The following is a 25,481-nucleotide window of genomic DNA, read 5'->3' on the forward strand; positions in this document are numbered from 1 at the left end:
TACCCCAAGGAGACCTGGCCGTGCGCAAGGCCGCCATCACCACCGTCTCGACCGTCGCGGGCGTGGTCCTGCTGCTGTCGCTCAAACCGCACCACAGCCCCACGGCGATCGCGGCGGCCCAGCCGCCGTCCCCTTCATCTTCTTCGTCCTCGTCATCCCCTTCGTCATCCCCTTCGTCATCCCCTTCGTCCTCCGTGCCGTCCTCGTCGGGTGGCTCGTCGGGGACCTCGCACACCACCTCGGCCGGCCCGACCGGCACCTACACCGGCGACACGATCAACACCCGCTACGGCCCCGTGCAGCTCGCCGTCACCTTCTCCAAGGGGAAGATCACCACCGTCAAGGCGCTGCAGACCCCGTCCGGCGACGGCCGCTCCCAGCAGATCGCCTCGTACGCCGTACCGCAGCTCACCAATGAGACGCTGCAAGCCCAGAGCGCGCAGATCGACGCGGTCTCCGGCGCCACCTACACCAGCGAGGGCTACGTCCAGTCCCTGCAGAGCGCCCTGGACAAGGCCGGTGTCTGAGGGGCGGCGCGGGGGCGTGCGCCATGTCGAGCACGTCATGGGCACGGTCTTCTCGTTCGACATCCGCGACCCGGCCACGCCCGCCATCGGCCGGGCCCTGGAGGAGGCCGTGGCCTGGCTGCACCACGTGGACGAGGTGTTCTCCACGTACCGCCCGGACAGCGCCATCAGCCGGCTCGGCCGGGGCGAGCTCCCCGTGGAGCGGTGCGGGCCCGAGGTGGCCGAGGTGCTGGGCCTGTGCGAGGCGGCGGCGCGCGCCACCGACGGCTGGTTCAGCCATACGGCCGGGGGCCGGCTCGACCCGTCCGGGATGGTCAAGGGCTGGGCGGTGGAGCGGGCCTCCCGGATCCTGTACGGGGCGGGGGCGCACAACACCTGTGTGAACGGCGGCGGGGACATTCAGCTGCGGGGCGAGGCGGCCCCGGGCGTCCCCTGGCGGGTCGGCATCGCGCACCCTCTGCGCCCCGGGGCGCTGTGCGCCGTCGTCACCGGTCGCGACCTGGCCGTCGCCACCTCCGGCACGGCCGAACGCGGCCCTCACGTACTGGATCCGCACACCGGTGAACCGGCCACCGCCCTGGCCTCCCTCACCCTGACCGGCCCCGGCCTGACCTGGACCGACGCCCTGGCCACGGCCGCCTTCGCGAGGGGCCCGGCCGCCCGCGCCTGGGCCGAGGCCCTGGAATCCCATCAGGCCATGGGGGTCACCGCCACCGGCGAACTCTGGCAGACCCCGGACTTCCCGAGCTGAATCTGAATCCGGGGTGAGTATGGGATGGCGACACGCCGTGGCGTCGGCGTGTCGCCGTCCCATACTCACCCCAAACGGGCTCAGTCGGCCTTGTGAGCGGCGCGCGAGCGGCTCGGGGCCGAGGTGGCGGCCTTGGTGACATCCGCGACGACCTCGACCACGTCCGGTCCGTACGACTGCGAGTTCACGACCTTCAGCAGCAGGCAGAAGGAGCCGTGCGCGCCGTACTTGCGGGCCATCCGGGCGCGGTTGCGTACGAGGTGGCGGATCGCGGCGCGGTGGGTGACCGGGCGCTGGCCCGCGGCCAGGAACACGGGACGGCCGCTCTCACCCGCCGTGAGCCGGGCCAGCAGCACATACTCCACGGCGCCCGGCTCCGGGCGGTACTCGGTCCCGCCTATGGTGAACGAGCCGCGCTCCTGCGACTCGTCGCCCTGGTGGACCGCGACCCCAGGCAGCAGATTGCCCATATGGGCGGCGAGCCGGCGGTGCGCCGTCGGGTCGCCGACGCAGAACTCGGTGCGCGCCCCGAAGCCCTGGAGCCCGGTGTCATGCGGGGCGACCTCGGCGTGTGCGCCGCAGTTCTCCACGACGGCGGCGATCCCGAAGAGCGCGAGCGCGTCATGGCGCGGGATGCTCCAGTGCGCGGAGGTGCTGTCCCGGTGCGTGACCAGCACGCACTCCGAGCCGTCCGGCAGTCCGAAGAACGCCTGCTCGCGGGCGCGCTTGCGGCGCGCATAGGCTGAGTGCACGGCCCAGCCGAGGGCCAGGCCCACGACCAGGGCCGCGCCGGAAGCGATGAGGTCCTGCACGGTGTCAGTCATGGCCGCGCATCGTAGCCGCGATGTGGGTGTTTGTTCGAGCCGGTGGGAGGCTTCGCCTTCTGTGCGCCCCCTGTCGTTTCCGGGACGGTCACCGGTAGGCTCCGGCCCCTGCCGCTCGCTTGGAGGCCCGGATGGAGCACGCCGCAAGACCAGCCGTAACGTCCTCGACCACAGCAACTTCCACTGCCTTGCGCCGACTTCCGGCCCTCGCCGCGACGGCCGGTCTGGTCGTCGCCCTCGGCATCGCCCCGGCGGGCGCGCGAGGCGGCGCACAGGGCGGGGCGGCCCCGGCCGGCACACCCGCCAAGACCCCCGTGGCCGTCGGCTACGGCGGCGCGGTCTCCAGCGTGGACGCCGACGCCTCGGCGGCCGGTATCGAGGTGCTGCGGCGCGGCGGCAACGCGGTGGACGCGGCCGTGGCCACCGCGGCCGCGCTCGGCGTCACCGAACCGTATTCGGCGGGCGTCGGCGGCGGCGGGTACTTCGTCTACTACAGCGCCAAGCAGCACAAAGTGTTCACCCTCGACGGACGCGAGACCGCGCCGCGCAGCGCGGACGACAAGCTCTTCCTGGACAAGGACGGCAAGCCGATCCCGTTCGCCGACGCCGTCACCAGCGGACTGAGCATCGGCACCCCCGGCACCCCCGGCACGTGGGACACCGCGCTGGACACCTGGGGCACCCGCTCGCTCGCCCAGGTCCTCAAGCCCGCTGAGCGCATCGCCCGCGACGGCTTCACCGTCGACACCACGTTCCGCCAGCAGACCGCCGACAACCAGGCCCGCTTCAAGGACTTCCCGGACACCGCCAAGCTGTTCCTGCCCGGCGGCGAACTGCCGGTCGTCGGCTCCACCTTCACCAACCCCGACCTGGCCCGCACCTACGCGCTGCTCGCCAAGAAGGGCGTCGGCGCCGTCTACAAGGGCGAACTGGGCCGCGACATCGTCAAGACGGTGCGCAAGCCCCCCGTGGACCCCGCGGCGCAGCGCGTCGTACGGTCCGGCGATCTGACCGAGCGGGACCTCGCCTCGTACAAGGTCAAGCGCCAGGCCCCGACCAGGACCTCGTACCGCGGCCTCGACGTGTACGGCATGGCCCCGTCCTCCTCCGGCGGCACCACGGTCGCCGAGGCGCTGAACATCCTGGAGAAGACCGACCTCGGCAAGCTCAGCGACCGCGACTATCTGCACCGCTACATCGAGGCCAGCCGGATAGCCTTCGCCGACCGGGGCCGCTGGGTCGGCGACCCGGCCTTCGAGGACGTGCCGACCAAGGGCCTCACCTCGCAGCGGTTCGCCGACTCCCGGGCCTGCCTGATCAAGGCCGACGCCGTACTGAGCAGCCCGCTCGCGCCCGGCGACCCCGCCCGGCCCACCGGCTGCGACAGCGGCGGGACCGCGGCCCCCACGACGTACGAGGGCGAGAACACCACGCACCTCACGGTCGCCGACAAGTGGGGCAACGTCGTCGCCTACACCCTCACCATCGAGCAGACCGGCGGCAGCGGCATCACCGTGCCCGGCCGTGGCTTCCTGCTCAACAACGAGCTCACCGACTTCTCCTTCGCCCCCGCCAACCCCGCCGTCCACGACCCGAACCTGCCCGGCCCCGGCAAGCGCCCGCGCTCGTCCATGTCGCCGACGATCGTCACGGACAAGGGCCGCCCGGTGCTCGCGCTCGGCTCGCCCGGCGGTGCCACGATCATCACCACCGTGCTGCAGACCCTGCTCAACCACCTCGACCGCGGTATGCCCCTGGTCGACGCGATCGCCGCCCCCCGCGCCAGCCAGCGCAACGCCGCACAGACCGAACTGGAGCCGGGGCTGTGGAACAGCCCGCTGCGCGGACAGCTCACGACCCTCGGCCACTCCTTCAAACAGAACCCCGAGATCGGGGCGGCGACCGGCGTACAGCGGCTGTCCGGCGGGCGCTGGCTCGCGGCGGCGGAGACCGTACGGCGCGGCGGCGGTTCGGCGATGGTGGTCAGCCCGGACGAGTGACGGGACCGTCGGGAACTGTCGTCGCTGGTGGACCTCGGCCGGCCGGTGTGTGCGGAGTCGGAAAAACTCCCGTAGCACGTTCGTAACCGTCCCTGTAACACGGAGGGTGTCGAATGCGTCCCCACTGGAGGGGGATTCGTCCATGGGGACGCGGACGGGGACACGGGGAGAGGGATGACCATGGCTGGCGGTCAACTCCCGGCCGAGGTTGAGGAGTTCGCGCGCTACCTGCGTGCGCTGACGAGGCGTCTGGACGCGGAGCGGGGCTGGTACGGAGTCTTCGCGCAGCGCGACCCGGAAGGTATGCGCGCATGCCTCGACGGCCGGGAGGTGCCGCCCTGGGACGTGGTCCAGGCCCTGCTCCAGGACCTGTCCGCCCAGCGCGGCCTCGACGTGGCGAAGGAGGCCGCCACCCGCGCCGCCGCCCTGTACCGCGCCTCCGTCACCGCCTACGACACCACGGTCGGCGGCCGCACCGCCCTCCAGGGCCGGCTGGAGGCGATGCTCCGCGAGCAGCGGCACGCGGCCAAGCGCGAACGCGAACTCCACGCCGCCGTACGCGAAGCCGACGCCACCGCCCGCGAACGCCTCTCGACGGACCTCGCCTGGGCCCGCGACGACTGGGAGCGAGCCACCGCCCGCTGCGAGGAGCTCCGCGCCCGCCTGACCGCCCTGGATGCTCTGCCCTCCCGAACCCCCGCCGCCCGCGGGGGTTCGCCGTCTGGGGGCGGGCGGGGTGGTCTGGCCGTGCCGGACGGGTGGTTCCGGGATGAGGCGGGGGCCGCGGGGTCCGCGCATGCTGGCTCCGCGCACGGCGGGGCGGAGGGGCCGTCGGCTGATGGCGGCGGGATGGCGGGTGGCTCGCAGGCGGGCGGCCCGCGGGCGGGCGCGGGGGCCGCAGCTGCCCGGATGAGGCCACCGCGCGGTTCACGGTTCGCCTCGGCGTACGACGAGACGGACGGCGAGGTGGACGGCGAGCAGCCGCCCGCAGAGCCCGGCTGGGCCGCGCGGCAGGACCACGATCAGAGGGCTGACGGCGGTCCGGGCGCCGGGGCGGCAGCGGCAGCCGGGGCCGGTGGCTCCGCGGTAGCGGCGGAGCGGCCGGGTGGTCCGGGGACGGCTGCGGTGCCTGACGAGCCCGGCGCGGGCGTTGGTGGGGCAGCCGGGGCCGGGGCGGTCGGCGCTGGGCGGGGCGACTGGGCCGCCGGACCGGCTGGGTCCGGCTGGGCCCCACGCCCGGACGATGCCGGGCTGGCCGGCGGCGGCGCTGGGGCCGAGGCGGCCGTCGGCGAGTCTGGCGAGGCCGGGGCGGCGGGGGAGTCGGGAGGGTCCTCGCCTATGGGTGGCCGCTGGGCGGCCGATGGCGGCCCGGGAGGCGCGGCTGGGGGATCGGGCGTTCGCGGGGCCGCGCCGACCACCGGGCCCGTCGGCCCGGCGGGCGCGGCTGGGGGATGGGGCGATCGCGGTGGTGCCGGGGGGCCGAGCGGCCCTGGCCGCGGTCTGGGCGCTGTTGCAGCGGATGCGGCCGGGCCTGCCCCGGCGGCGGGCGGCGGGCGGGGTGACTGGGCTGCGGGGCCCGGTGGTGGCGACGCCACCCGGCCCGGCGTGGGCGGACCAGCTGTGGCGGCGGGCGGCGCTCCGGCCCCGCGCCCCCGGCCGCGTGGGGCGCGGTTCGCCGGGGTGGAGGAGTCCGCGCCCGTGGCGCGGCCGCGCGGGGCCCGGTTCGCGGGGGCCGCGCCGGCCGAGCCGAGCGAGACCGTACAGGTGGCGACCGCGGCGACCGGCGAGGCCGAGGCGGAACAACCAGCCACACCCCGGGGCGCGCGGTTCGCCGGGGCGTACGACGGTGGCGGCGGGGACGGGGCGAAGCGGCGTAGGCGGGACAAGGCGCAGGAGGAGGCCGAGCGGCGCGCGGCGCAGGAGGCGGCGCGGACCGCCGAGGCGCGGCGGGCCGCCGCCGGGGCCGTGGACCGGCTGGCGCGGCTGCGGGCGGACGGCCGGGGCGGGGAGGCGCATGTCCTGCTGTGCGAGGCCGCCGCCTGGCCCGCCCCCTGGCTCCCTCTACTCGCCGCCGAGCTGGAGCGCGCCGGGCTCGACGCGGACGTGGCCACCCTGCTGTGGGAGGTGGCTTGCCTCCCGCCCGCCGCGCTGGCGGCCGCCGCCGGGGCGCTCGTCGCCGCCGCGCGCGGCGAGGACGGCGCGCGGCTGCTGCGGCAGAGCGTCGCGCGCCCCGTCACCGACGTGGCCCAGACCGTGCTCGCGCTGCTGGCCTCGGGCAGCCGCGCGGAAGCGGCGTTTCTGCTGGAGGCGCTGGTGCGGGCGCGCAGACCCGACGAGGCCGCGCAGGCCGCGGCGAACGCCCCGGCCGAGCTGGTGCCGCTGCTGCTGGACGCCGCGAGCGGCGTGTCCTCCAGCAGCCACCACGATCTCGCGCACGCCCTGCGCGCCGCGGGCCTGCCGGGCGTGCCCGGCCTTGCCTGACCCTGAAGTGACCCGCCTTGCCTGACATAACACGAAACGTGAACGTCTTCGTTGAGTAACGGCCGCGGTATTGCCAGAGTGGTCAGTGCGCTTCTACGTTCTTTCCACAGCCGGAATCTACGTGCGTAGACGCCTGCGAAGGCGAAGGAGCTGACCATGGCCAACGTCGTACGTGCCGCGCTCGTCCAGTGCACCTGGACCGGCGATACCGAATCGATGATCGCGAAGCACGAGGAGTACGCCCGGCAGGCCGCCGCCCAAGGCGCCAAGGTGATCGGCTTTCAGGAGGTGTTCAACGCCCCCTACTTCTGCCAGGTGCAGGAGGCGGAGCACTACCGCTGGGCGGAGCCGGTCCCGGACGGGCCGACGGTCCGGCGGATGCGGGAGCTGGCCCGGGAGACCGGCATGGTGATGGTGGTGCCGGTGTACGAGGTGGAGCAGTCCGGCTTCTACTACAACACCGCGGCGGTGATCGACGCGGACGGCAGCTTCCTCGGCAAGTACCGCAAGCATCACATCCCGCAGGTCAAGGGGTTCTGGGAGAAGTACTACTTCAAACCGGGCAACCTGGGCTGGCCGGTGTTCGACACCGCGGTCGGCAAGGTCGGCGTGTACATCTGCTACGACCGCCACTTCCCCGAGGGGTGGCGCGAGCTCGGCCTGGCCGGCGCCCAACTGGTCTACAACCCCTCCGCGACCTCGCGCGGCCTCTCGGCGTATCTGTGGCAGCTGGAGCAGCCGGCGGCCGCGGTCGCCAATGAGTACTTCATCGCGGCGATCAACCGCGTCGGCGTGGAGGAGTACGGCGACAACGACTTCTACGGCACCAGCTACTTCGTGGACCCGCGCGGCCAGCTCGTCGGCGAGGCCGCCGGCGACAAGACGGAGGAGCTGCTCGTCCGGGACCTGGACTTCGGCCTGATCGACGAGGTGCGCCAGCAGTGGGCGTTCTACCGGGATCGACGGCCGGACGCGTACGAGGGGCTGGTGAAGCCGTGAGCGTCGGACGCGCGGCCACCGGGCCGCAGGCGGACACGATGCCCGCACCTCTGCGCCGCGCGGCCGAGGGTGACATGAGCCGCTGCCGCGGCGGGGCGAACAAGGAGGCACGGTGAGTGACGAGCTCCACGACCGCCACAAGGCCGTTCTGCCCGACTGGATCGCCCTCTACTACGAGCGGCCGATCGAGCTCACGCACGGCGAGGGCCGCCATGTCTGGGACGCCGACGGCAACCGCTACCTCGACTTCTTCGGCGGCATCCTCACCACCATGACCGCCCACGCCCTCCCCGAGGTCACCAAGGCGGTCAGCGAGCAGGCGGCGCGGATCCTGCACAGCTCCACGCTCTATCTCGACCGCCCCATGGTGGAGCTGGCCGAGCGCGTCGCCGAGCTGTCCGGCATCCCCGACCCGCGCGTCTTCTTCACCACCTCCGGCACCGAGGCCAATGACACGGCCCTGCTCCTGGCCACCACGTACCGGCGCTCCAACCAGATCCTGGCGATGCGCAACAGCTACCACGGCCGGTCCTTCTCGACCGTCGGCATCACCGGCAACCGCTCTTGGTCGCCGACGAGCCTGTCGCCGCTTCAGACGCTGTACGTACACGGCGGGGCGCGCGGCCGCGGCCCGTACGCCGGGCTGTCGGACGCGGAGTTCATCAAGGCGTGCGTCGCCGATCTGGAGGATGTGCTGGGCCAGGCGTACGGCCAGGTCGCGGCGCTGATCGCGGAGCCCGTGCAGGGAGTCGGCGGGTTCACCTCACCGCCGGACGGGCTGTTCGCCGCCTTCCGGGAGGTCCTGGACCGGCACGGGATCCTGTGGATCAGCGACGAGGTGCAGACCGGCTGGGGGCGGACCGGCGACAACTTCTGGGGCTGGCAGGCACACGCCGCCTCCGGCCCGCCCGACGTCCTCACCTTCGCCAAGGGCATCGGCAACGGCATGTCCATCGGTGGCGTCGTCGCCCGCGCCGAGGTCATGAACTGTCTGGGCGCCAACTCCATCTCCACCTTCGGCGGCAGCCCGATCACCATGGCCGCCGGTCTCGCCAACCTCACCCACCTCCTCGAACACGACCTCCAGGGCAATGCGCGCCGCGTGGGCGGGCTGCTCATGGACCGGCTGCGCACCGCAGCGGCCGGGCTCGACGTCGTACGCGAGGTGCGCGGCCGGGGGCTGATGATCGGCATCGAGCTGGTGGAGCCGGGCAGCGACCGGCCCTCGCCCGACGCGGCCTCGGCCGTCATGGAGGCCGCGCGCGAGGGCGGGCTGCTGCTCGGCAAGGGCGGCGGCCACAACAGCAGCGTGCTGCGTATCGCCCCGCCGCTGAGCCTGACCGCCGCCGAGGCCGAGGAGGGCGCGGAGATCCTGGCGACGGCGCTCCGCACGGCGCAGGCCATGGCGGACGGTTCGGCGGAAGCGGCCGACGAGGCCGGAAGGAGCACCCTCTGATGTCCCGCAGCTCCCGCACCGTGATCCGCGGCGGCCTCGTCATCACCGCGGCCGAGGAGACCCGGGCCGATGTCCTCGTCGAGGACGGCCGTATCGCCGCCCTCGCCGCGCCCGACAGCGCGTACGCCCAGGGCTGGACGGCCGACCGTACGATCGACGCCACCGACAAGTACGTCATCCCGGGCGGGGTCGACGCGCACACTCACATAGAGATGCCTTTCGGCGGCACGTTCGCCTCCGACACCTTCGAGACCGGTACCCGCGCCGCGGCCTGGGGCGGGACGACGACCATCGTGGACTTCGCGGTCCAGTCGATGGGCCACTCACTGCGCGAGGGGCTTGACGCCTGGCACGCGAAGGCGGCGGGCCTGTGCGCGATCGACTACTCCTTCCACATGATCCTCGCCGACGTCAACGAGGGCACGCTCAGGGAGATGGACCTCCTCGTCGATGAGGGCATCACGTCCTTCAAGCTCTTCATGGCCTACCCGGGCGTCTTCTACAGCGACGACGGAAAGATCCTGCGGGCCATGCAGCGCGGCGCCGCCAACGGCGGGCTGATGCTGATGCACGCCGAGAACGGCCTCGCCATCGACGTCCTGATCGAGCAGGCACTGGCCGAGGGCAAGACCGACCCGCGCTACCACGGCGAGGTCCGCAAGTCGCTGCTGGAGGCGGAGGCCACCCACCGCGCGATCCAGCTGGCCCGGGTGGCCGGGGCCCCGCTGTACGTCGTGCATGTCTCGGCCGCGGAGGCCGTCGCGGAGCTGGCCCAGGCCCGCGACAAGGGGCTCCCCGTCTTCGGCGAGACCTGCCCCCAGTACCTGTTCCTGTCCACCGACAACCTCGCCGAGCCGGGCTTCGAGGGCGCCAAGTACGTCTGCTCGACACCGCTGCGGCCGCGCGAGCACCAGGCGGCGCTGTGGCGGGGCTTGCGCACCAACGACCTGCAGATCGTCTCCACCGACCACTGCCCCTTCTGCTTCGTGGGCCAGAAGGAGATGGGCCGCGGCGACTTCTCCAAGATCCCCAACGGGCTGCCGGGCGTGGAGAACCGGATGGATCTCCTCCATCAGGCGGTCGTCGAGGGACATATCTCGCGCCGCCGCTGGATCGAGATCGCCTGCGCCACCCCGGCCCGGATGTTCGGCCTCTACCCGAAGAAGGGCACCATCGCGCCCGGGACGGACGCCGATCTCGTCATCTACGACCCGCGGGCCGAGCAGACGCTGTCCGCCCGGACCCATCACATGAACGTCGACTACTCGGCGTACGAGGGGAAGCGGATCACCGGGCAGGTGGAGACCGTGCTGTCGCGCGGCGAAACCGTCATCGACCGGCGGCAGTACACGGGGCGCGCGGGCCATGGGCAGTTCATCGCGCGCGACACCTGTCAGTACCTGAACTGACCCCTATCGGATATCTGAACTGACCCTGGGAGCGAGTATGGATTTCGGACTCGTCCTGCAGACCGATCCGCCGGCGGCGGGGGTGGTCGAACTGATGCGGCGCGCGGAGGGCGCGGGCTTCACACACGGCTGGACGTTCGACTCGGCCGTGCTGTGGCAGGAGCCGTTCGTCATCTACAGCCGCATCCTGGAACACACCGAGCGGCTGATCGTGGGCCCCATGGTCACCAATCCGTCCACCCGCACCTGGGAGGTCACGGCCTCCACCTTCGCCACGCTCAACGAGATGTACGGCAACCGCACCGTATGCGGCATCGGCCGCGGCGACTCCGCGATGCGCGTGGCGGGCCGCAAACCCAACACCCTCGCCCGCCTCGGCCAGGCCATCGACGCCATCCGCGATCTGGCCGAGGGGCGGGAGGCGGTCGTCGACGGCACCCCCGTGCACATCCCCTGGGTCGAGAACGGCAGACTGCCCGTCTGGATGGCCGCCTACGGCCCCAAGGCGCTCGCCCTCACCGGCCGCAAGGCCGACGGCTTCATCCTGCAACTCGCCGACCTGTATCTGACGGAGTGGATGGTCAAGGCGGTACGGACCGCCGCGGCTGAGGCCGGGCGCGACGCGGCCGCGCTCACCATCTGCGTCGCGGCCCCCGCGTACGTCGGGGACGACCTCGACCACGCCCGCGAGCAGTGCCGCTGGTTCGGCGGCATGGTCGGCAACCACGTCGCCGACCTGGTGAAACGCTACGGCGAGCACTCCGACGCCGTCCCCGAGGCCCTGACCGCGTACATCAAGGGCCGCGCCGGCTACGACTACGCCCACCACGGCCGCACCGGACACCCCAGCACGGGCTTCGTCCCCGACGAGATCGTCGACCACTTCTGCCTGCTCGGTCCGGTCGAGGCCCACATCGAGAAGCTGCGGGGGCTGCGCGCGCTGGGGGTCGACCAGTTCGCGATCTACGCCATGCACGACGCGAAGGAGGCGACCATCGACGCGTACGGCGAACGCGTCATCCCGGCGCTGGCCGACTGACCGGTCTTCCCCTCCTCCGAACCCAACAGCAGCACCGCTGAACCCAACGGCAGAACGCTGAACCCAACGGCAGAACCGCGCTACGGACGCTCCCGCACGGCCCGTCCTGACCACTGTCGAACGAAGTGGGGTTCCATGATCGCCAGCGCACCGCCACCGCCATCGCCGCCCCCGTCGCCCGCCGGATCCGCCCAGACCACGCACCCGGACGGCCGCGTCGAGCTCCCCGTGGGCGCGGCCGTCCCCACCGGGCGGTACGCCAACGAGGACCTGCTGCCCGTACCCGTCGCCCGGCGGACCTGGAACACGTACAACTTCGCCGCCCTCTGGGTCGGCATGGCCCACAACGCGGCGACCTGGACGCTCGCCTCCGGCCTCATCCAGCTCGGCATGGACTGGAAGCAGGCGGTGCTGACCATCGCCGTGGCCAATGTGATCGTGCTGGTGCCGATGCTGCTCACCGGCCACGCCGGCCCGCGCTACGGCATCCCGTTCCCCGTCTTCGCCCGCGCCTCCTTCGGCGTCCGGGGCGCCAACTTCCCCGCGCTGATCCGCGCGGCCGTCGCGTGCGCGTGGTTCGGGATCCAGACGTGGATCGGCGGGGCCGCCATCTTCCTCCTGGCGGGGAAGGTGCTCGGCGACTGGTGGACCGGCGCGGCTTCCTTCGGCGGCTATCCCTGGACGCATTGGCTGTCGTTCGCGCTGTTCTGGGTCCTGCAGATCGCCATCATCGTGCGTGGCATGGAGACCCTGCGGCGCTTCGAGAACTGGGCGGCCCCGTTCGTCATCGTCGGCGCGGTCGCCCTGCTGATCTGGATCTCCAACAAGGCCGGGGGCTTCGGCCCGCTGCTGGACCAGCCCTCCGAACTCGGCTGGGACGGCGACTTCTGGTCGGTGTTCTTTCCCGCCTTGATGCCGATGATCGGTTTCTGGTCGACCTTGTCGCTCAACATCCCCGACTTCACCCGCTACGGGGCCAACCAGCGCTCCCAGTTCTGGGGCCAGTCGCTGGGCCTGCCCACCACCATGACGCTCTTCACCCTGCTCTCGGTCCTGGTGACGTCTGGTACGCAGGCGGTCTACGGCGCGCCCATCTGGCAGCCCGAACAAGTGGCGGCCAAAATCGACAACTGGGCGGGCGTGCTGTTTGCCCTGATCACGATCCTGGTCGCCACCGTATCCGTGAACATCGCGGCCAATGTCGTCTCGCCCGCCTTCGACCTGTCCCATATGGCACCCGGAAAGATCACCTTCCGGGTGGGCGCGGTGATCGCCGCGGTCGTCGGGGTCGCGATCTTCCCCTGGAAGCTGTACTCCAGCCCCGATGTGTACATCTTCACCTGGCTCGACACGGTCGGTGCCCTCCTCGGCACCGTCGCGGGCATCCTGATCGCCGACTACTGGATCATCCGCCGCGCCTTCCTCCACCTGCCCGACCTCTACCGTGAGGGCGGCCGCTACTGGTACTCCGGCGGCTGGAACTGGCGGGCGCTCGCCGCCTTCGCGGCGGGTGGGGTGCTCGCGATCGGCGGCGCGCACACCGACCCCGGAACGGCGGGCCCGTTCCCGGAGGACGGGCTGATCCCGTTCCTCAAGCCGCTGGGCGACTACGGCTGGGCGGTCGGGCTCGGGACCTCGCTCGTCCTCTACACGCTGCTGATGCTGGGACGCCGGGAAACGACTCCCAGGCCATAGTCCTCGGATCTTTTCCGGTAAGCTTCTTGACCCTTGACCCGGTGGCACCCATTATCTTCCGCCATGAAGCGACGACAAGCACTCGCATTGCTCGGAGGTCTTGGCTTAGCCGGACCACTCGCTACCCTCGCGCCCTCCGGCCGCGCATCGGCCGCCGAACTGCCGGAGGGCGTCTACTTCCAGAACCGCGGCAGCGTTGAGGGCTGGGACTACAGCTACACCCAGAAGCAGGGGTCGATCAGCACCATCGACACCCCGACCTACAAGGGCGCGCACTCACTGGAGGCGACCCAGACCTACATCAACGAAACCGGGGGCTACCACTCCGAAGTCCTCCAGCGGGGCGCACAGAGCGTCGGCCAGGACCGCTACTACGGCCAGGCCATCCGCCTCGCGCCCGACTGGCGGTTCCACAACCAGAACGTCACCTTCCAGCAGTGGTCCCCCGAGGACCCGGAGGGCCCCTGGCTGCTGATGTTCGTCCAAGGGGACGAGATCCGTTACGGCGGCCGCGCGGTCTCCGGGACCGTCGGCAAGATCACCGACCTGAGGGGCACATGGATCAGGCTGGTCGTACGGCTCAAGCTGGCCGGCGACGGCCAGGGCGCGTACGAGGTGTGGCTCAACGGACGCAAGACCGTGAGCTCGACCGGCATCACCCTGCTGCCGTCCACCTCGCAGACCATCCGCTGGTCCAGCGGCATCTACTGCACGGCCTGGCGGGACGGCACGCCCGCGGGCGCGTCCACGCTGACGATCCTCCATGACCAGCACCGCATCGCCGCGTCGTACGCGCTGGCGGAGCCGGCCAACTGGACCTGACGCACCCCCACCCTGCCCGCTCGGGCCGCCGGCACGGCACCCGCGTGGTCCATCACGGCACCCGCGTGGTCCACTCCCGCGAGCCGAACTTCGCCTCCGCCAGCCGCTGCGCCTGTGCCGCCTCCTCCTCCGTCACCTTGCCGTCCGCGAGCCCGTACCGCTCGCGGAAGGAGGCGATCATCCGGTCGATGACGGCGGCGCGCGCCAGTCCGGTCTGCCGGCGCAGCGGGTCCACGCGCTTCTTGGCGCTCCTGGTCCCCTTGTCGGACAGCTTCTCCCGGCCGATACGCAGCACCTCGACCATCTTGTCCGCGTCGATGTCGTACGACATCGTCACGTGATGCAGCACCGCCCCGGCCCCGGTCACCACCCGCTTCTGCGCGGCGCCGCCGATCTTCCCGGCGTCGGTCGCGATGTCGTTGAGCGGCTGGTACCACGCCGCGATGCCCATATCACCGAGCGCGCCCAGCACCCAGTCGTCGAGGTACGCGTACGAATCGGCGAAGGACAGGCCGGACACCAGCGACTCCGGCACATACAGCGAGTACGTGATGGTGTTGCCGGGCTCCACGAACATCGCCCCACCCCCGCTGATCCGCCGCACCACCTCGACGCCGTGCCGCTCCGCGCCCTCGGGGTCCACCTCGTTGCGCAGCGACTGGAAACTGCCGATGATCACGGCCGGCGAGGCCCACTCCCACACCCGCAACGTCGGCGGCCGCTGCCCCAGCGCGACCTCCTCGGTCAGCACCTCGTCCAGCGCCATATGCAGGGCGGGCGGCTGCGGACCCTCGTGGATCAGCTGCCAGTCGTAATCCGTCCAGTCGGTGGCATGCGCCAACGCCCGCCGCACCGCGACACCCACGGCCTCCGCCGTGAACCCGAACATGACCGCACCCTCCGGCAACGCCGCCTCGACCCGGCCCGCGAGCCCGCGCGCATCGGTGTCGGCGGGTGCGCCCTCCAGCGCGCGGTTGATGGCGAGCAGCGCCTCGTCGGGCTCCAGGAAGAAGTCCCCGGCGACCCGGACGTCCTTCAGCCGTCCGTCCTCGACCTCGAGATCCACCACCACGAGCTTCCCGCCCGGCACCTTGTACTCACCGTGCATCCGCGCACCCTCGTTCTTGTTGCTGCCTCTGTGTCCCTAGCCTCGGCGTCACCGAGGATTATTCCGCCACGGGGGCTCAGCCGAGCGGGTGCGGCCGGGACAGGCGGTGCGGCGGGGCGAAGGACAGGCCGTTCTCGTCGAGGGCGTTATGGACGGTGATCCGGCCGTCCGGGAAGACGAAGCTGACATCGACGGTTCCGCGGGCCGCGTCGGGGCCGGTCCATTCGAGGAGTTCGACGTTCTGGAGGGGATGGCCCAGGAGCGGCGCCGCTTCGGGAACGGTGCCGTCGCGCCATTGGAGGGCGAAGCCCGGCCATTCGACGGGGCGGCGCGGATCGATGGCGTTCCAGGTGAGGGAGAGTTCGTCGAGCTTCCAGTGGTTGATCTCCACCTGTTCGCCGTCGAAGTCGAGCAACACGGGGCAGTCCGGGAACCACTCGTCGTCCTCCAGATCCCACACCACCCATAGCCGGGCCAGGGGGCGGCCGATGAGGGTCCGCAGCCGGGCTCCGTGGAGCTGCCTGACCGCGCGGGGACCGCGCATCCAGTGCGGCCGGTAGCCCTGGATCCCGAAGTCGAACACGCGATCAGTGTGGCAGCCGTCCGCCACGCCCCTCAGGCGAGGCCGGAGCTCGGGTCGACACCGGTCAGCTCGCAGCTCGCGTCCCACAGGCGCGCCGCGGCTGTGGTGTCGGTCAGGTGATCCCAGAGGGGTGCCGGCCGTGGCAGGCCGCGCAGCCCGAACACCCGGGGAGCCCACAGCTGTCCGCCCGCCACGGCCGGGTCGAGGACGGCCCGTACGGCGGGCCAGGCGGCGGCCTCCTTGCCCTGGACCAAGAGGCCGGCCGGCAGGCCGCGCAGTCGGGCGCTGGTGGTGCGGATGTGGACGGGTGGGCGTGAGGGGGTGAGGGAGTCCAGGGCGCCGCCGGGGTGGGTGACCATGCTCAGCGCCGTGCTGCCGGCCGCCCGCAGGCGGCGGTCGAGTTCCAGGGCGAAGAGCATCTGCGCCAGCTTCGACCGTGCGTAGGTGCGTTTGGGCTGGTAGTCCCGGGTGCTCTGGAGGTCGTCGAGGTCCAGCCGCTCGGACTTCGCCGCGAAGCTGCCCGTGGTGACGATACGGGCCGCGGGGGCGGCCGCGAGCAGCGGTGCGAGCCACCGGGTCAGCGCGAAGTGCCCGAGGTGGTTGGTCGCGAACATCAGCTCATGGCCGTCGTGGGTCTCGCGGCGGGGTGGGTGGTCGAGCATCACCCCGGCGTTGAGGACGACCGCGTCGAGACGGTCCAGGCGCAGCGCTTCCACGGAGGCCTCGAGCGAGGAGAGGTCGGCGAGGTCCAGCCGCAGGGCACGCACCCGCGCGCCGGGCACCCGGGACCGGATCGAGGCCATCGCGGTTTCGGCTTTCGCCGTGTCCCGGCTGCCGAGCACGACGGTGGCCCCCGTACCGGCGAACTGTTCGGCGACGAAGTAGCCGATACCCGCATTGCCGCCGGTGACCAGGACATGCCTGCCTGGGGCGGACGGCAGCCGACGGACGTCCCATGACTCGGTCGGGGTTGGGGAGGGCATACGGGCTCCTTGCGCTCGCGGGGGAGGTGGACCCGCTCAGCGTCACAGTGGTCGCCCACATGCCGTCGACAGATCGCCGACGGCCCTGGCATGACGCCTCAGTACCTCTGCCTGTCCGGTGCGTCGACCAAGAGGGAGCGTCGTACGGTGCGGAAATCGCGGCGCTTGAGGAGCACAGGCTCCGCTGCGCTCCGCCGCGACTGCTGCCGCGCGGTGGCCGAGCGGTCGGTCCAGCGCACCGCTGGGCTGACCGGCTGGCGCGGTGCGTGGGCCACCAGGTCCCGCTGAGGTCGTCGGGGTCTTGGGGGCAGGCACACCGCGCGCGGTATTGGGAGTGGTCGGACCGGCTGGTCAGCCCATGTGTACGGCAGGGGCGTCGGCGTCGGCCTCGGTGTGCTGGCGTTGGGCGTTGATGGCCAGCACGGTGACGACAAGTCCCGCGAGGAACATGGCGCCCGCGGCGGCGAATGCCATGGTGTAGCCGTGGGTTACGGCCTCGCCCGCGCGGGCCGCCAGGGCGAAGTCCTTGGTGGCGAGCGCTCGGTAGAGGGTGGTGGCCGCATCGGGGAGTTTGTCGTTGGCGGCCGAGGTGGCGATCGTGGACAGCACGGCGAGGCCGAGCGCGCCGCCGATCTGCTGGGCGGTGTTCAGCAGTGCCGACGCGATGCCCGTGTCGTGGTGGGCGACGCCGCTGACCGCGCCGAGTGTCATCGGTACGAAGCTCATGCCCAGGCCGAGCGCGGTGACGAACATGGCGGGCATCAGATGCGCGGCGTAGGAGGAGTCGGGCTCCAGAGTGGCGAACCAGAACATGCCGACGGCCCCGACCAGCAGCCCCGGACCGGCGATGAGCCGCGGTGCGAAGTGCGTGATCAGCTTGGAGCTGACCCCGGCCGCTGTGGCCATGCCGAAGCTGAAGGGGAGGTAGGCGAAGCCGGTCTTCACCGGGCTGTAGCCGAGGATGAGCTGCATGTACAGCGTCAGGAAGTAGAACGTGGCGAACATGCCCGCGCCGATGAACAGCATCGTGGCGTAGCTGCCGGAGCGGCTGCGGTCCTTCAACAGGCGCAGCGGCAGCATCGGGTCCGTGGTGCGGGTCTGGAGCAGCAGGAAGGTGGTGAGCAGTACGGCCGCGCCGGTGAAGGACGCCAGGGTCAACGCGTCGGTCCAGCCGTGTTCGCCGCCCCGGGTGATGCCGTAGACCAGGGCGATCAGACCGCCGGTACCGGTGATGGCGCCGGGTATGTCCAGACGGCCGGGGTGGCGCTCCGCCTCGACGAGGGTCTTTGTGCCGGTGAGCACGGCCAGGCCGATGGGGATGTTGACGAAGAACACCCAGCGCCAGTCCAGGAGATCGGTGAGCGTGCCGCCGAGCAGCAGGCCGACCGTGGCGCCGACGCCGCCCATGGCCGCGTACACGCCCATCGCGGTGTTGCGCGGCTTGCCCTGGGGGAACGTGGTGGTGATCAGGGCCAGGGCGCTGGGCGCGGCGAGTGCGGCGCCGACGCCCTGCAGGACGCGGGCGGCGATCAGCAGGCCCTCGCCCGGGGCCAGGCCGCCCAGCAGGGAGGCCAGGGTGAAGACGGCGATGCCGGTTTGGAACATGCGCCGCCGCCCGAACAGGTCACCGGCCCGTCCGCCGAGCAGCAGCAGTCCGCCGAAGGCCAGCGCGTAGGAGTTGACGATCCAGGCGAGGTTCGCGTCGGTGACGTCGAGGTCGGTCTGGATGGCGGGCAGCGCGATGTTGGTGATGGTGGCGTCGAGGACCACCATCAGCTGGGCGGCCGCGATCACGATCAGGGCCAGCCCGAGGTGCCGGCCCCCGCCCGGCGGCGTGCTGGGCGTATCGGCCGGTGCGACGGCGGCAGCCGCACGGTCGGTGGACATGTCGGTAGACATAAGAGAGAGCTCCGGAGGAGAGTCGATTGGCCCTGCTGCGCAAACGGCTTGCGAATCGCTGAGAAAGGCAAGTCTGCAGATGGGGGAGTCGGTATCTGCGTTCGATCATCCCAGCGGTATATGACAATGGACGTCATATATCGAGGGGATTATTCGAGCGGCGCGGTTTCGGGGTACAGAGCTGCCGTTGCCTGTGCCGCCTCCCGGAGCGCGTTCCGTAGTTCGGGAGGATCGATGACCTCGACCTTCGGCCCGAAGGCCAACAGGATGGTGGCGTGGCCGAGTGAATGGAACCGCAGCGTCAGCTCGGTCGCCTGTGTGTCCGGGCCGTCTCCGTCGTGTATGCCCTCGGCGTTGGTGAGGTCGGTTTGGTGGACCAGCAGGAACCGGGTGAGGGAGTCGGCGGCCACGCGGACCGTGACCTTCACGGGCCGCTCCAAGGTCTCGATCTCGCGGCGCAGGTCCTGCCATACGTGCTGCAGCTCAACCCCAGGGCGGAGACGGGCCTGTTCGGACAGGACGCGCGCGGTCACGAGCCGATCGGCGCGGAAGAGCTTCGGCCGGGCCTGGTGGTCGGCCACCAGGTACCAGACGCCGGCCTTGTTCACGAGCCCGTACGCATCCAGCGTGTAGGAGCGTTCGCTTCCGTCACGGCCATGGCGGTAACGGACGCGCAGCCGCCGGTCGCCGAACACCGCGTCCTGCAAACGGGCCAGCTCCGGGACCGGAGCGGGAGCGGCACCGGTGCGCCACCGGTCGGGCTCGATGAACACGCGGCGGCTGGCCAGATCGGCGTCCGGGCGGTGGACCTCGGGGAGCACCGCCATGATCTTACGGAGGGCGGAGCCCATGGCCTGACCCAGCCCGAGATCCGCGTGGGCACTGTCGGACAGCAGAACGAACAGCGCCCGTGTCTCGTCCGCCGTGAGGCCGCTGACGTCCGTACGGTAACCGGGCACCAGCGCGATGCCGCCGCGCGCCCCGCGCTCCGTGTAGACCGGGACGCCCGCCGCCGACAGGGCCTCGACGTCGCGCATCACCGTCCGTACGGACACCTCAAGGCGCTCGGCCAGCTCCCTGGCGGACGTCTGCCCATGCGTCTGCAGCAGGAGCAGAAGCGCCAGCAGCCGCTCGGAACGCACAGCTCACCTCCTTGCGCTTCTCCCCGGGGCCATCGTTCGATGGGAACGCCTCCACCGTAAAGCTCGATATATGACAGGCAGCGTCATATATGGGAATGCGGAGAGGGCAGAGAGGGCACCTTGTCCCTCGATCCCGGGCCTCAGCCCGACGACACCGCCCGCAGAGCCCGCAGCGCACCCGGGTGGCGGCCGGTGAGGCGGTCGAGGGCGGCGGAGGTGGCGTCGTCGGCGGGGAGGTGGACGATGAGGCGCTGGTCGTCGTCGGCGGGCAGTTCGAGGGTTTCGTACGCAAGGCGAAGTTCGCCCACCTCGGGGTGGCGCAGCCGGGTGACACCGCTGGAGCGGGGGAGGCCGGGCAGGGTGGCCACGCGCTCGCTGAAGGCGTCTCCGGTGATGACGGTCAACTCGTCGGCGAGGTGGGCGACATGGGGGTCCGCGCGGAAGGGGCCCTGTTTGAGGGCGGCGACCTGTTCGTCGGCGACATGGGCCCAGTCGGGGTACGCGGTGCGGGCGCGCGGGTCGGTGAAGACGAAGCGGGCGAGGTTCGGCTCGCTGCCGTCCAGCAGGCCGATGGGGCCCGCCAGCCGTTCGTAGCCGGCCGTGTGGGCGAGGATGTCGCCGAGCCGGTTGAGCAGGACGGCCGGGGCGGGCTCCAGGCGGTCGAGCAGGGCGCGTACGGTCGGCCGCACCGTACGGGCGGGGCCCGCGTCGCCCCTGCAGCTGTAGCCGGGCTCGGCACCCTTGGTCAGCCGGTGCAGATGGACGCGTTCGGCGGTGGTGAGGCGGAGCGCGTCGGCCAGCGCGGAGATCACCTGCGCGGAGGGGCGGCGGTCGCGGCCCTGCTCCAGCCGGGTCACATACTCCACGCTGACCCCGGCCAGCGTGGCCAGCTCGGCCCGGCGCAGCCCGGGCGTACGGCGGCGCGGGCCGGTGGGCAGCCCCACCTCGGCGGGGGTGACCGCCTCCCGGCGGAGGCGCAGGAACATACCCAGCTCGTTGTCGCTCACCGTACGAACGTAACAGCCGGGTTGAACGGGATCGTGGCCCTGCCACTACCAGCCTCGGCCCGGCCTTCCTGGCACTGGCGCGGCCCGGCAGATTGGACGGCGTGGCCCTCCCGGCCACTTCGCCACCTCAGCAAGAACCACCTCAGCAAGAGCCACCTCATCAGGCACCACCTCATCAGGCACCACCGCATCAGCAACAAGGAGCACGCCCAGCCATGTCCAGCCAGACCCTCAAGCTCGCAGTGATCCTCGGCAGCGTCCGGGAGGGCCGGTTCGGCCCGACGGTCGCGAACTGGTTCGTCGAACAGGCCGAGGCGCACGGCCGGTTCGCCGTGGACCTCATCGACCTGGCAGACACCCCGCTGCCGCTCGCCCTGCCGCCCATGCCGCCCGCGATGGAGCCGAACCTGCCCCGCCCCGCCGAGATGGCCGACCTCACGGCGCGGCTCGCGGCAGCCGACGCGTTCGTCGTGCTGACGCCGGACTACAACCGCGCCTACCCGGCCGCGCTGAAGGCCGCGATCGACTGGCACTACCTCGAGTGGCAGACCAAGCCGGTCGGCTTCGTCGGCTACAGCGGGGCCAGCGGCGGCCTGCTGGCCATCGAGGGCCTGCGGCAGGTCTTCAACGAACTGCAGGCCCACACGGTCCGCGACTACGTCTCCTTCCCCCGCTACTACGAGCTGTTCGGCCCCGACGGCACGCTCAAGGACCCCGAGGGCCCGAATGCCGCGGCGAAGGCGATGCTGGACCAGCTGCTGTGGTGGGGCTCGGTCCTCCACGACGCCCGGCGCGACCGCCCGTTCGCCGCGGCGTAGTACGCGGCGTAGTACGGGGTGGGGCGGCTAGCCGAAGGGGATCCGGTCCAGCCAGAAGTCGAGGAGTCGCGCGTCCCCCAGCACCTCGACGCCCTCGCCGTGGGCCGGGCGCCGGCGGTAGACCAGCAGCAGGAGCTCGGTCAGCGGGGCCCGCACGGCGACGGCGGCCTTCTCATGGGCCCGGCGCCAGGCGATCACCTCGCCGGTGAGGTCGACCACCCACTCCGCCACCGCATCGGGGCCGGCGTCCGTGGCGTGGAGGTGGATGGTGCGGCCGGGGCCCGGCAGCTCACGCATCCGGGGGTGGATCTCGAAGTGCATCGGCAGCGCGCCGAGCTCCATCCACTCGTCGAGAGCGTCGAGGGCCATGTCCTCGGCGAGGGCGAACTCCGCGCCGAGCGCCAGCGTGGCATCGGCCCGGTGGACGACCGTCTCATGCGTGAACCGGCGGGCGAAGAAGGCCGCGGTCCCGCCGGGCACCGGGGTCCACACCTCCGCGTCGGGCCCCGCCGCGCGCAGCGTGTCCGCCAGCAGCCCGGCGCCCTCGGCGAGCCAGGGGCCGAGCACGGCGGGGTCCTCATGGGCGTACGGGGACAGGTCGCGGAAGTGGTCGTCGGGGAGCGGGCCCGTCGCCCGGGTCCGTACGATCTCAGCGGCCCAGCGCTGGCCGCCGCCGAGATGGCGCAGCAGCTGGCCGACGTTCCAGCCGGGGCAGGACGGCACGGGGGCCGTCAGGTCCGCGCCCTTGATGAGCGGTCGCAACAGGTCGGTCTGCGCGGCGATCTCGGCACATAGGCGATCGTGACTCAGAACGGTCATAGCGCCACGGTAGGACGTGCCACTGACAGCGCCCCGTAGAGCAGGGATCAGCGGGTGCCGGGGGCGGGCTCGGGCTCGGCATCCTGTACGGGCTCCGGCTCCGGCTCGTCCCTGGGCTCCGGCTCCGGCTCGTCCCTGGGCTCCGGCTCCGGCTCGTCCCTGGGCTCCGGCTCCGGCTCCGTGAGCGTGCCCGCGATGAGCCAGGCCAGGGCGCACAGCGCGATCAGCGGGGCCAGCGCGGTGCGCAGACCGGCGACGTCCGCGAAGGCGCCGATGGCCGGGCTGGCCACGCCCCCGACGCTGACGGCCAGGCCCAGCGTGACGCCGCTGGCCGTGCCGACCCGGTTCGGCAGATAGTCCTGGCCCAGCGTGACGTGCAGCGAGAACGGCACGTACAGGGCGGCGGCCGTCAGCGCGGCGAAGGCGTAGAGGGCCGGTCCGGGGATGAACACCAGCCCGGCGACGGCGGGGACCGCCGCCCCGTAGGCGATGCGCAGCGTACGGACGCGTCCCCAGCGCGCGGCCAGCGGGCCGCCCAGTACGGTGCCGACCGCGCCCCCGGCGAACAGCGTGAACAGCGCTGCCGACCCCGCCGCCGAGCCCCCGGGGACGCGCTGCTGGGCGTACAGGGCGATGAACGCGCTCAGGCCCACGTAGACGATCGAACGGCAGACGATGACCGCCGAGAGCCGCAGGAACTCCGGCCAGTTGTCCCGGCCGGTGCCCCGTGCGGCGGCCTGCTCGGCCGCCGCGCGCCGGGCCAGGGACCGGATCGCGGAGGCCGTCAGCACCACCCCGGCCACCGCGGGCACCATCAGCCACGGCGATGCGTTCAGCCCTCCGGCGGACAGGACCGGGGATACGGCGACGGGGGCGAGGGCGAAGCCGATGTTGCCGCCGAGCGAGTACCAGCCCATCGCCACATGGCTGCCGCGGCTCGCCGTCCGGGCCAGCCGCGCCGACTCGGGGTGGTAGGCGGCCACCCCGATGCCCGAGAGGGCGACCGCCAGGCAGGTGAGCGCATACGAATCGCCGGGCCCGGACAGGGCGATGCCAAGACCCGCGCCCAGGGAGCTCACGGGGATCAGCCAGGGCATCGTCCACCGGTCGGTCAACGCCCCGAACAGGGGCTGCACGATCGAGGACAGCAGCGTGGCCGCCAGCACGATGCCGGACGCCGCCGCGTATCCGTAGTGGCGCTCGGCCACCAGGAACGGCACCAGCGTGGGCACAGCGCCCTGGTAGAAGTCCACGGTCGCGTGGCCGATGGCCATCATCGTGATCGGTCTGGATACGGAGCGGTCGCGGGAGTGGTTTTTCGATGTCACGCCGACGATCCTCCGGGCCCGGCGGGTTGGCAGGCTTCCGATAAACTGCCAGGTGATGTCGGTATCCCGCCAAGCGTTCCGCCGCACCGTCCCGGCCCGGCCGCACCGGCCGACGACCACCCGCCTCCTGGACCCGGGCAGCGGGTTGTCCGCACACCGCCATGACGTACACCAGGTCGTCTACGCGGGGCGCGGTGTGCTGTCGGTGACCACCGAGGCCGGGAGCTGGGTCGTCCCCGCCACCCGGGCGATCTGGGTGCCCGTCGGCACCCTGCACCAACACCGGGCGTACGGGCGCACCGTGCTGCACGGTGTCGGCCTGCCGGTGGAGGCCAACCCGCTGGGCCTGGACGGGCCCGCGGTACTGGCGGTCGGCCCGCTGCTGCGCGAGCTGATCATCGCCTACAGCCGCCCGGACGCCGACCCCGCAACCGCGGAGTCCCGCCGTCTGCTCGCCGTCCTGCTCGACCAGTTGCGACAGGCCCCACAGCAGCCCCTGCATCTGCCCACGGCCCGGGATCCGCGGCTGGCCGCCGTATGCGCGCTCCTCCAGCACGACCCCGCGGACCCCCGGCCACTGCCCGAACTGGGCGCCCGGGTGGGGGCGAGCGCCCGCACGCTCACCCGCCTCTTCCGCGCCGAGATGGGCATGACGTTTCCCCAATGGCGCACCCAACTACGGCTGCACCACGCGCTGCTGCTGCTCTCCGACGGCCTCACCGTCACGGCGGTCGCCCACCGCTGCGGCTGGGCCTCGGCCAGCGCGTTCATCGACGTCTTCCGCCGCGCCTTCGGATACACCCCCGGCGACTACCGCAGGCAGGGCTGACGCTCGCCCGACGGTGGCCTGACGGTCAGCCGTAGCCGTAGCCGCCTGACGGTCAGCCGCAGCCGATCCGCGCGGTCCCGACGGCGACGTCGTCGTACCAGAGCGTGTCATCGCCCTCGCCGTAGCTCTCCCAGCCCAGCCGCAGATCCGTGGGCGCGGGGCGCCAGCCGCCCCGGGCCAGCCACTGCTGGTCGACGTCCTGGGTCGGGGTGCCGTCCACGACCAGGCCGGTGACGAGGGAGCCGTTGACCCAGGTGTCCAGGCGGCCCGCGGAGCGGTCGAGCCGGAACTCCAGGCAGGTCCAGGTGTTGAGCGGCAGTGGCGTGGACAGCGCCACGCCTGCTGGGCTCTGCGCGGGGAGGGTCGCGTCGTCGGACTCGCGGTTCCATTGGAGGGCCTTGTTCTGCCCGCCCATCCGCAGGTCCTTGGAGTTGTCGTTGGTGTCGCGCAGGGCGGCGAACGTGACGTGCTGGGCGGGGAGCGCGGTGGTGTGGCGGACCCAGAAGCGTGCGTACAGCTCGGAGCCGGCCGGGACGTCGGACAGGGACGTACCGGCGAAGGCGTGATTGCAGTACCCGGCCTTGCCGGTCACCCGTACGGACTTGGTGCCGGCGTGGGCGACGGTGGAGTCCACGGTCGCGGTGCCGGTGCCGGAGCAGTTGGCCACGCTCGTGGTCCAGCGGCCTGAGGGGGCGGTGCCGGTCTGCGACTCGAAGTCCTCGCAGAAGCCGCTTGCCGTGCACGCGGCCGCGGGGCGGGCTTGGGCGGAGGGGGCGGTGGCGGAGGCGGCGGGGGTGACCGCCGCGGCGGCGGCCAGTGCGGCGGTCGCGGCGGCGAGGGTGCGGAGGCGGTTGGGCTTGCGGGGGTGGGGGTTCGGGTGCGGTTCGGGTGCCATGGGGGTCCTCCTTCGGGGCGCGGGAGTTGGCATTTATGGGAGCGCTCCCATCCAAGGAATGTAGCTG

At 72.1% G+C, this 25,481-nt stretch carries 22 protein-coding genes; 12 read left to right on the forward strand and 10 right to left on the reverse strand.

Annotated features, from left to right (window positions below):
- Nucleotides 1-20: 20 nt before the first annotated feature.
- Together ACH4U7_RS32550 and ACH4U7_RS32555 are read left to right on the forward strand one after the other, a co-directional pair.
- Complete coding sequence (locus ACH4U7_RS32550) at nt 21-527, forward strand: FMN-binding protein (protein WP_398531365.1); 507 nt, start codon at nt 21-23, stop codon at nt 525-527.
- A gap of 37 nt (nt 528-564) precedes the next feature.
- Entirely contained in the window at nt 565-1,278 is a 714-nt protein-coding gene (locus tag ACH4U7_RS32555; RefSeq protein ID WP_398531631.1) for an FAD:protein FMN transferase, read from the forward strand.
- 80 nt (nt 1,279-1,358) lie between these two features.
- On the opposite strand, the gene ACH4U7_RS32560 is transcribed toward ACH4U7_RS32555, so the two are convergent.
- Nucleotides 1,359-2,102: a hypothetical protein gene (locus tag ACH4U7_RS32560; protein ID WP_398531366.1), complete on the reverse strand. Its 744-nt coding sequence runs from the start codon at nt 2,100-2,102 to the stop codon at nt 1,359-1,361.
- A 131-nt stretch (nt 2,103-2,233) separates the two neighbouring features.
- Between ACH4U7_RS32560 and ggt the strand changes: the two genes are divergently transcribed.
- The 8 genes from ggt (at nt 2,234) to ACH4U7_RS32600 (ending at nt 14,003) form a co-directional block, all read left to right on the forward strand.
- Nucleotides 2,234-4,102 (forward strand): gamma-glutamyltransferase, encoded by a 1,869-nt coding sequence (ggt, locus tag ACH4U7_RS32565; protein ID WP_398531367.1) that lies wholly within the window; start codon nt 2,234-2,236, stop codon nt 4,100-4,102.
- A 180-nt stretch (nt 4,103-4,282) separates the two neighbouring features.
- Nucleotides 4,283-6,583, forward strand: a complete 2,301-nt coding sequence (locus tag ACH4U7_RS32570) for a hypothetical protein (RefSeq protein ID WP_398531368.1) — start codon at nt 4,283-4,285, stop codon at nt 6,581-6,583.
- Nucleotides 6,584-6,739: 156 nt separating this feature from the next.
- On the forward strand, nt 6,740-7,582 hold the full coding sequence (locus tag ACH4U7_RS32575; RefSeq protein WP_398531369.1) for a nitrilase-related carbon-nitrogen hydrolase: 843 nt from the start codon (nt 6,740-6,742) through the stop codon (nt 7,580-7,582).
- A gap of 112 nt (nt 7,583-7,694) precedes the next feature.
- Nucleotides 7,695-9,038 (forward strand): aspartate aminotransferase family protein, encoded by a 1,344-nt coding sequence (locus tag ACH4U7_RS32580; RefSeq protein WP_398531370.1) that lies wholly within the window; start codon nt 7,695-7,697, stop codon nt 9,036-9,038.
- Entirely contained in the window at nt 9,038-10,447 is a 1,410-nt protein-coding gene (hydA, locus tag ACH4U7_RS32585; protein ID WP_398531371.1) for a dihydropyrimidinase, read from the forward strand. Before ACH4U7_RS32580 ends, hydA begins: the two co-directional genes overlap by 1 nt.
- 37 nt (nt 10,448-10,484) lie before the next feature.
- The gene (locus ACH4U7_RS32590; RefSeq protein ID WP_398531372.1) at nt 10,485-11,486 is read left to right on the forward strand and encodes a TIGR03842 family LLM class F420-dependent oxidoreductase; all 1,002 of its coding nucleotides are present in this window, start codon (nt 10,485-10,487) and stop codon (nt 11,484-11,486) included.
- A gap of 135 nt (nt 11,487-11,621) precedes the next feature.
- The gene (locus ACH4U7_RS32595) at nt 11,622-13,181 is read left to right on the forward strand and encodes an NCS1 family nucleobase:cation symporter-1 (protein WP_398531373.1); all 1,560 of its coding nucleotides are present in this window, start codon (nt 11,622-11,624) and stop codon (nt 13,179-13,181) included.
- Between the two features lie 63 nt (nt 13,182-13,244).
- A complete protein-coding gene (locus ACH4U7_RS32600) occupies nt 13,245-14,003 on the forward strand; it encodes a polysaccharide lyase (protein ID WP_398531374.1) in 759 nt (252 codons plus the stop codon).
- A gap of 52 nt (nt 14,004-14,055) precedes the next feature.
- Here the strand turns inward: ACH4U7_RS32600 and ACH4U7_RS32605 are convergent, their stop codons facing one another.
- From ACH4U7_RS32605 to ACH4U7_RS32630, 6 genes are all read right to left on the reverse strand, one after another.
- Entirely contained in the window at nt 14,056-15,111 is a 1,056-nt protein-coding gene (locus ACH4U7_RS32605; RefSeq protein ID WP_398531375.1) for a lipoyl protein ligase domain-containing protein, read from the reverse strand.
- 76 nt (nt 15,112-15,187) lie between these two features.
- Nucleotides 15,188-15,694 (reverse strand): hypothetical protein, encoded by a 507-nt coding sequence (locus ACH4U7_RS32610; RefSeq protein WP_398531376.1) that lies wholly within the window; start codon nt 15,692-15,694, stop codon nt 15,188-15,190.
- Nucleotides 15,695-15,726: 32 nt separating this feature from the next.
- A complete protein-coding gene (locus ACH4U7_RS32615) occupies nt 15,727-16,677 on the reverse strand; it encodes an SDR family NAD(P)-dependent oxidoreductase (RefSeq protein WP_398531377.1) in 951 nt (316 codons plus the stop codon).
- Nucleotides 16,678-17,028: 351 nt separating this feature from the next.
- Entirely contained in the window at nt 17,029-18,564 is a 1,536-nt protein-coding gene (locus ACH4U7_RS32620; RefSeq protein ID WP_398531378.1) for an MFS transporter, read from the reverse strand.
- Between the two features lie 161 nt (nt 18,565-18,725).
- Nucleotides 18,726-19,718: a helix-turn-helix transcriptional regulator gene (locus ACH4U7_RS32625; protein WP_398531379.1), complete on the reverse strand. Its 993-nt coding sequence runs from the start codon at nt 19,716-19,718 to the stop codon at nt 18,726-18,728.
- Nucleotides 19,719-19,858: 140 nt separating this feature from the next.
- The gene (locus ACH4U7_RS32630) at nt 19,859-20,725 is read right to left on the reverse strand and encodes a helix-turn-helix domain-containing protein (RefSeq protein WP_398531380.1); all 867 of its coding nucleotides are present in this window, start codon (nt 20,723-20,725) and stop codon (nt 19,859-19,861) included.
- 215 nt (nt 20,726-20,940) lie between these two features.
- Between ACH4U7_RS32630 and ACH4U7_RS32635 the strand changes: the two genes are divergently transcribed.
- Nucleotides 20,941-21,543: an NADPH-dependent FMN reductase gene (locus ACH4U7_RS32635; protein ID WP_398531381.1), complete on the forward strand. Its 603-nt coding sequence runs from the start codon at nt 20,941-20,943 to the stop codon at nt 21,541-21,543.
- 27 nt (nt 21,544-21,570) lie between these two features.
- Here the strand turns inward: ACH4U7_RS32635 and ACH4U7_RS32640 are convergent, their stop codons facing one another.
- Nucleotides 21,571-22,362 carry a maleylpyruvate isomerase family mycothiol-dependent enzyme gene (locus ACH4U7_RS32640; protein ID WP_398531382.1) on the reverse strand — a complete coding sequence of 264 codons (792 nt, stop codon included), beginning with the start codon at nt 22,360-22,362 and terminating at the stop codon, nt 21,571-21,573.
- A 47-nt stretch (nt 22,363-22,409) separates the two neighbouring features.
- On the reverse strand, nt 22,410-23,639 hold the full coding sequence (locus tag ACH4U7_RS32645) for an MFS transporter (protein WP_398531632.1): 1,230 nt from the start codon (nt 23,637-23,639) through the stop codon (nt 22,410-22,412).
- A gap of 106 nt (nt 23,640-23,745) precedes the next feature.
- On the opposite strand from ACH4U7_RS32645, the gene ACH4U7_RS32650 reads away from it, so the two are divergent.
- A complete protein-coding gene (locus ACH4U7_RS32650) occupies nt 23,746-24,519 on the forward strand; it encodes a helix-turn-helix domain-containing protein (RefSeq protein ID WP_398531383.1) in 774 nt (257 codons plus the stop codon).
- Nucleotides 24,520-24,571: 52 nt separating this feature from the next.
- Here the strand turns inward: ACH4U7_RS32650 and ACH4U7_RS32655 are convergent, their stop codons facing one another.
- Nucleotides 24,572-25,414 (reverse strand): hydrolase, encoded by an 843-nt coding sequence (locus tag ACH4U7_RS32655; RefSeq protein WP_398531384.1) that lies wholly within the window; start codon nt 25,412-25,414, stop codon nt 24,572-24,574.
- Nucleotides 25,415-25,481: the final 67 nt, after the last annotated feature.

The sequence above is a fragment of the Streptomyces sp. NPDC020845 genome, from assembly GCF_044334165.1.
Classification (GTDB): Bacteria; Actinomycetota; Actinomycetes; order Streptomycetales; family Streptomycetaceae; genus Streptomyces.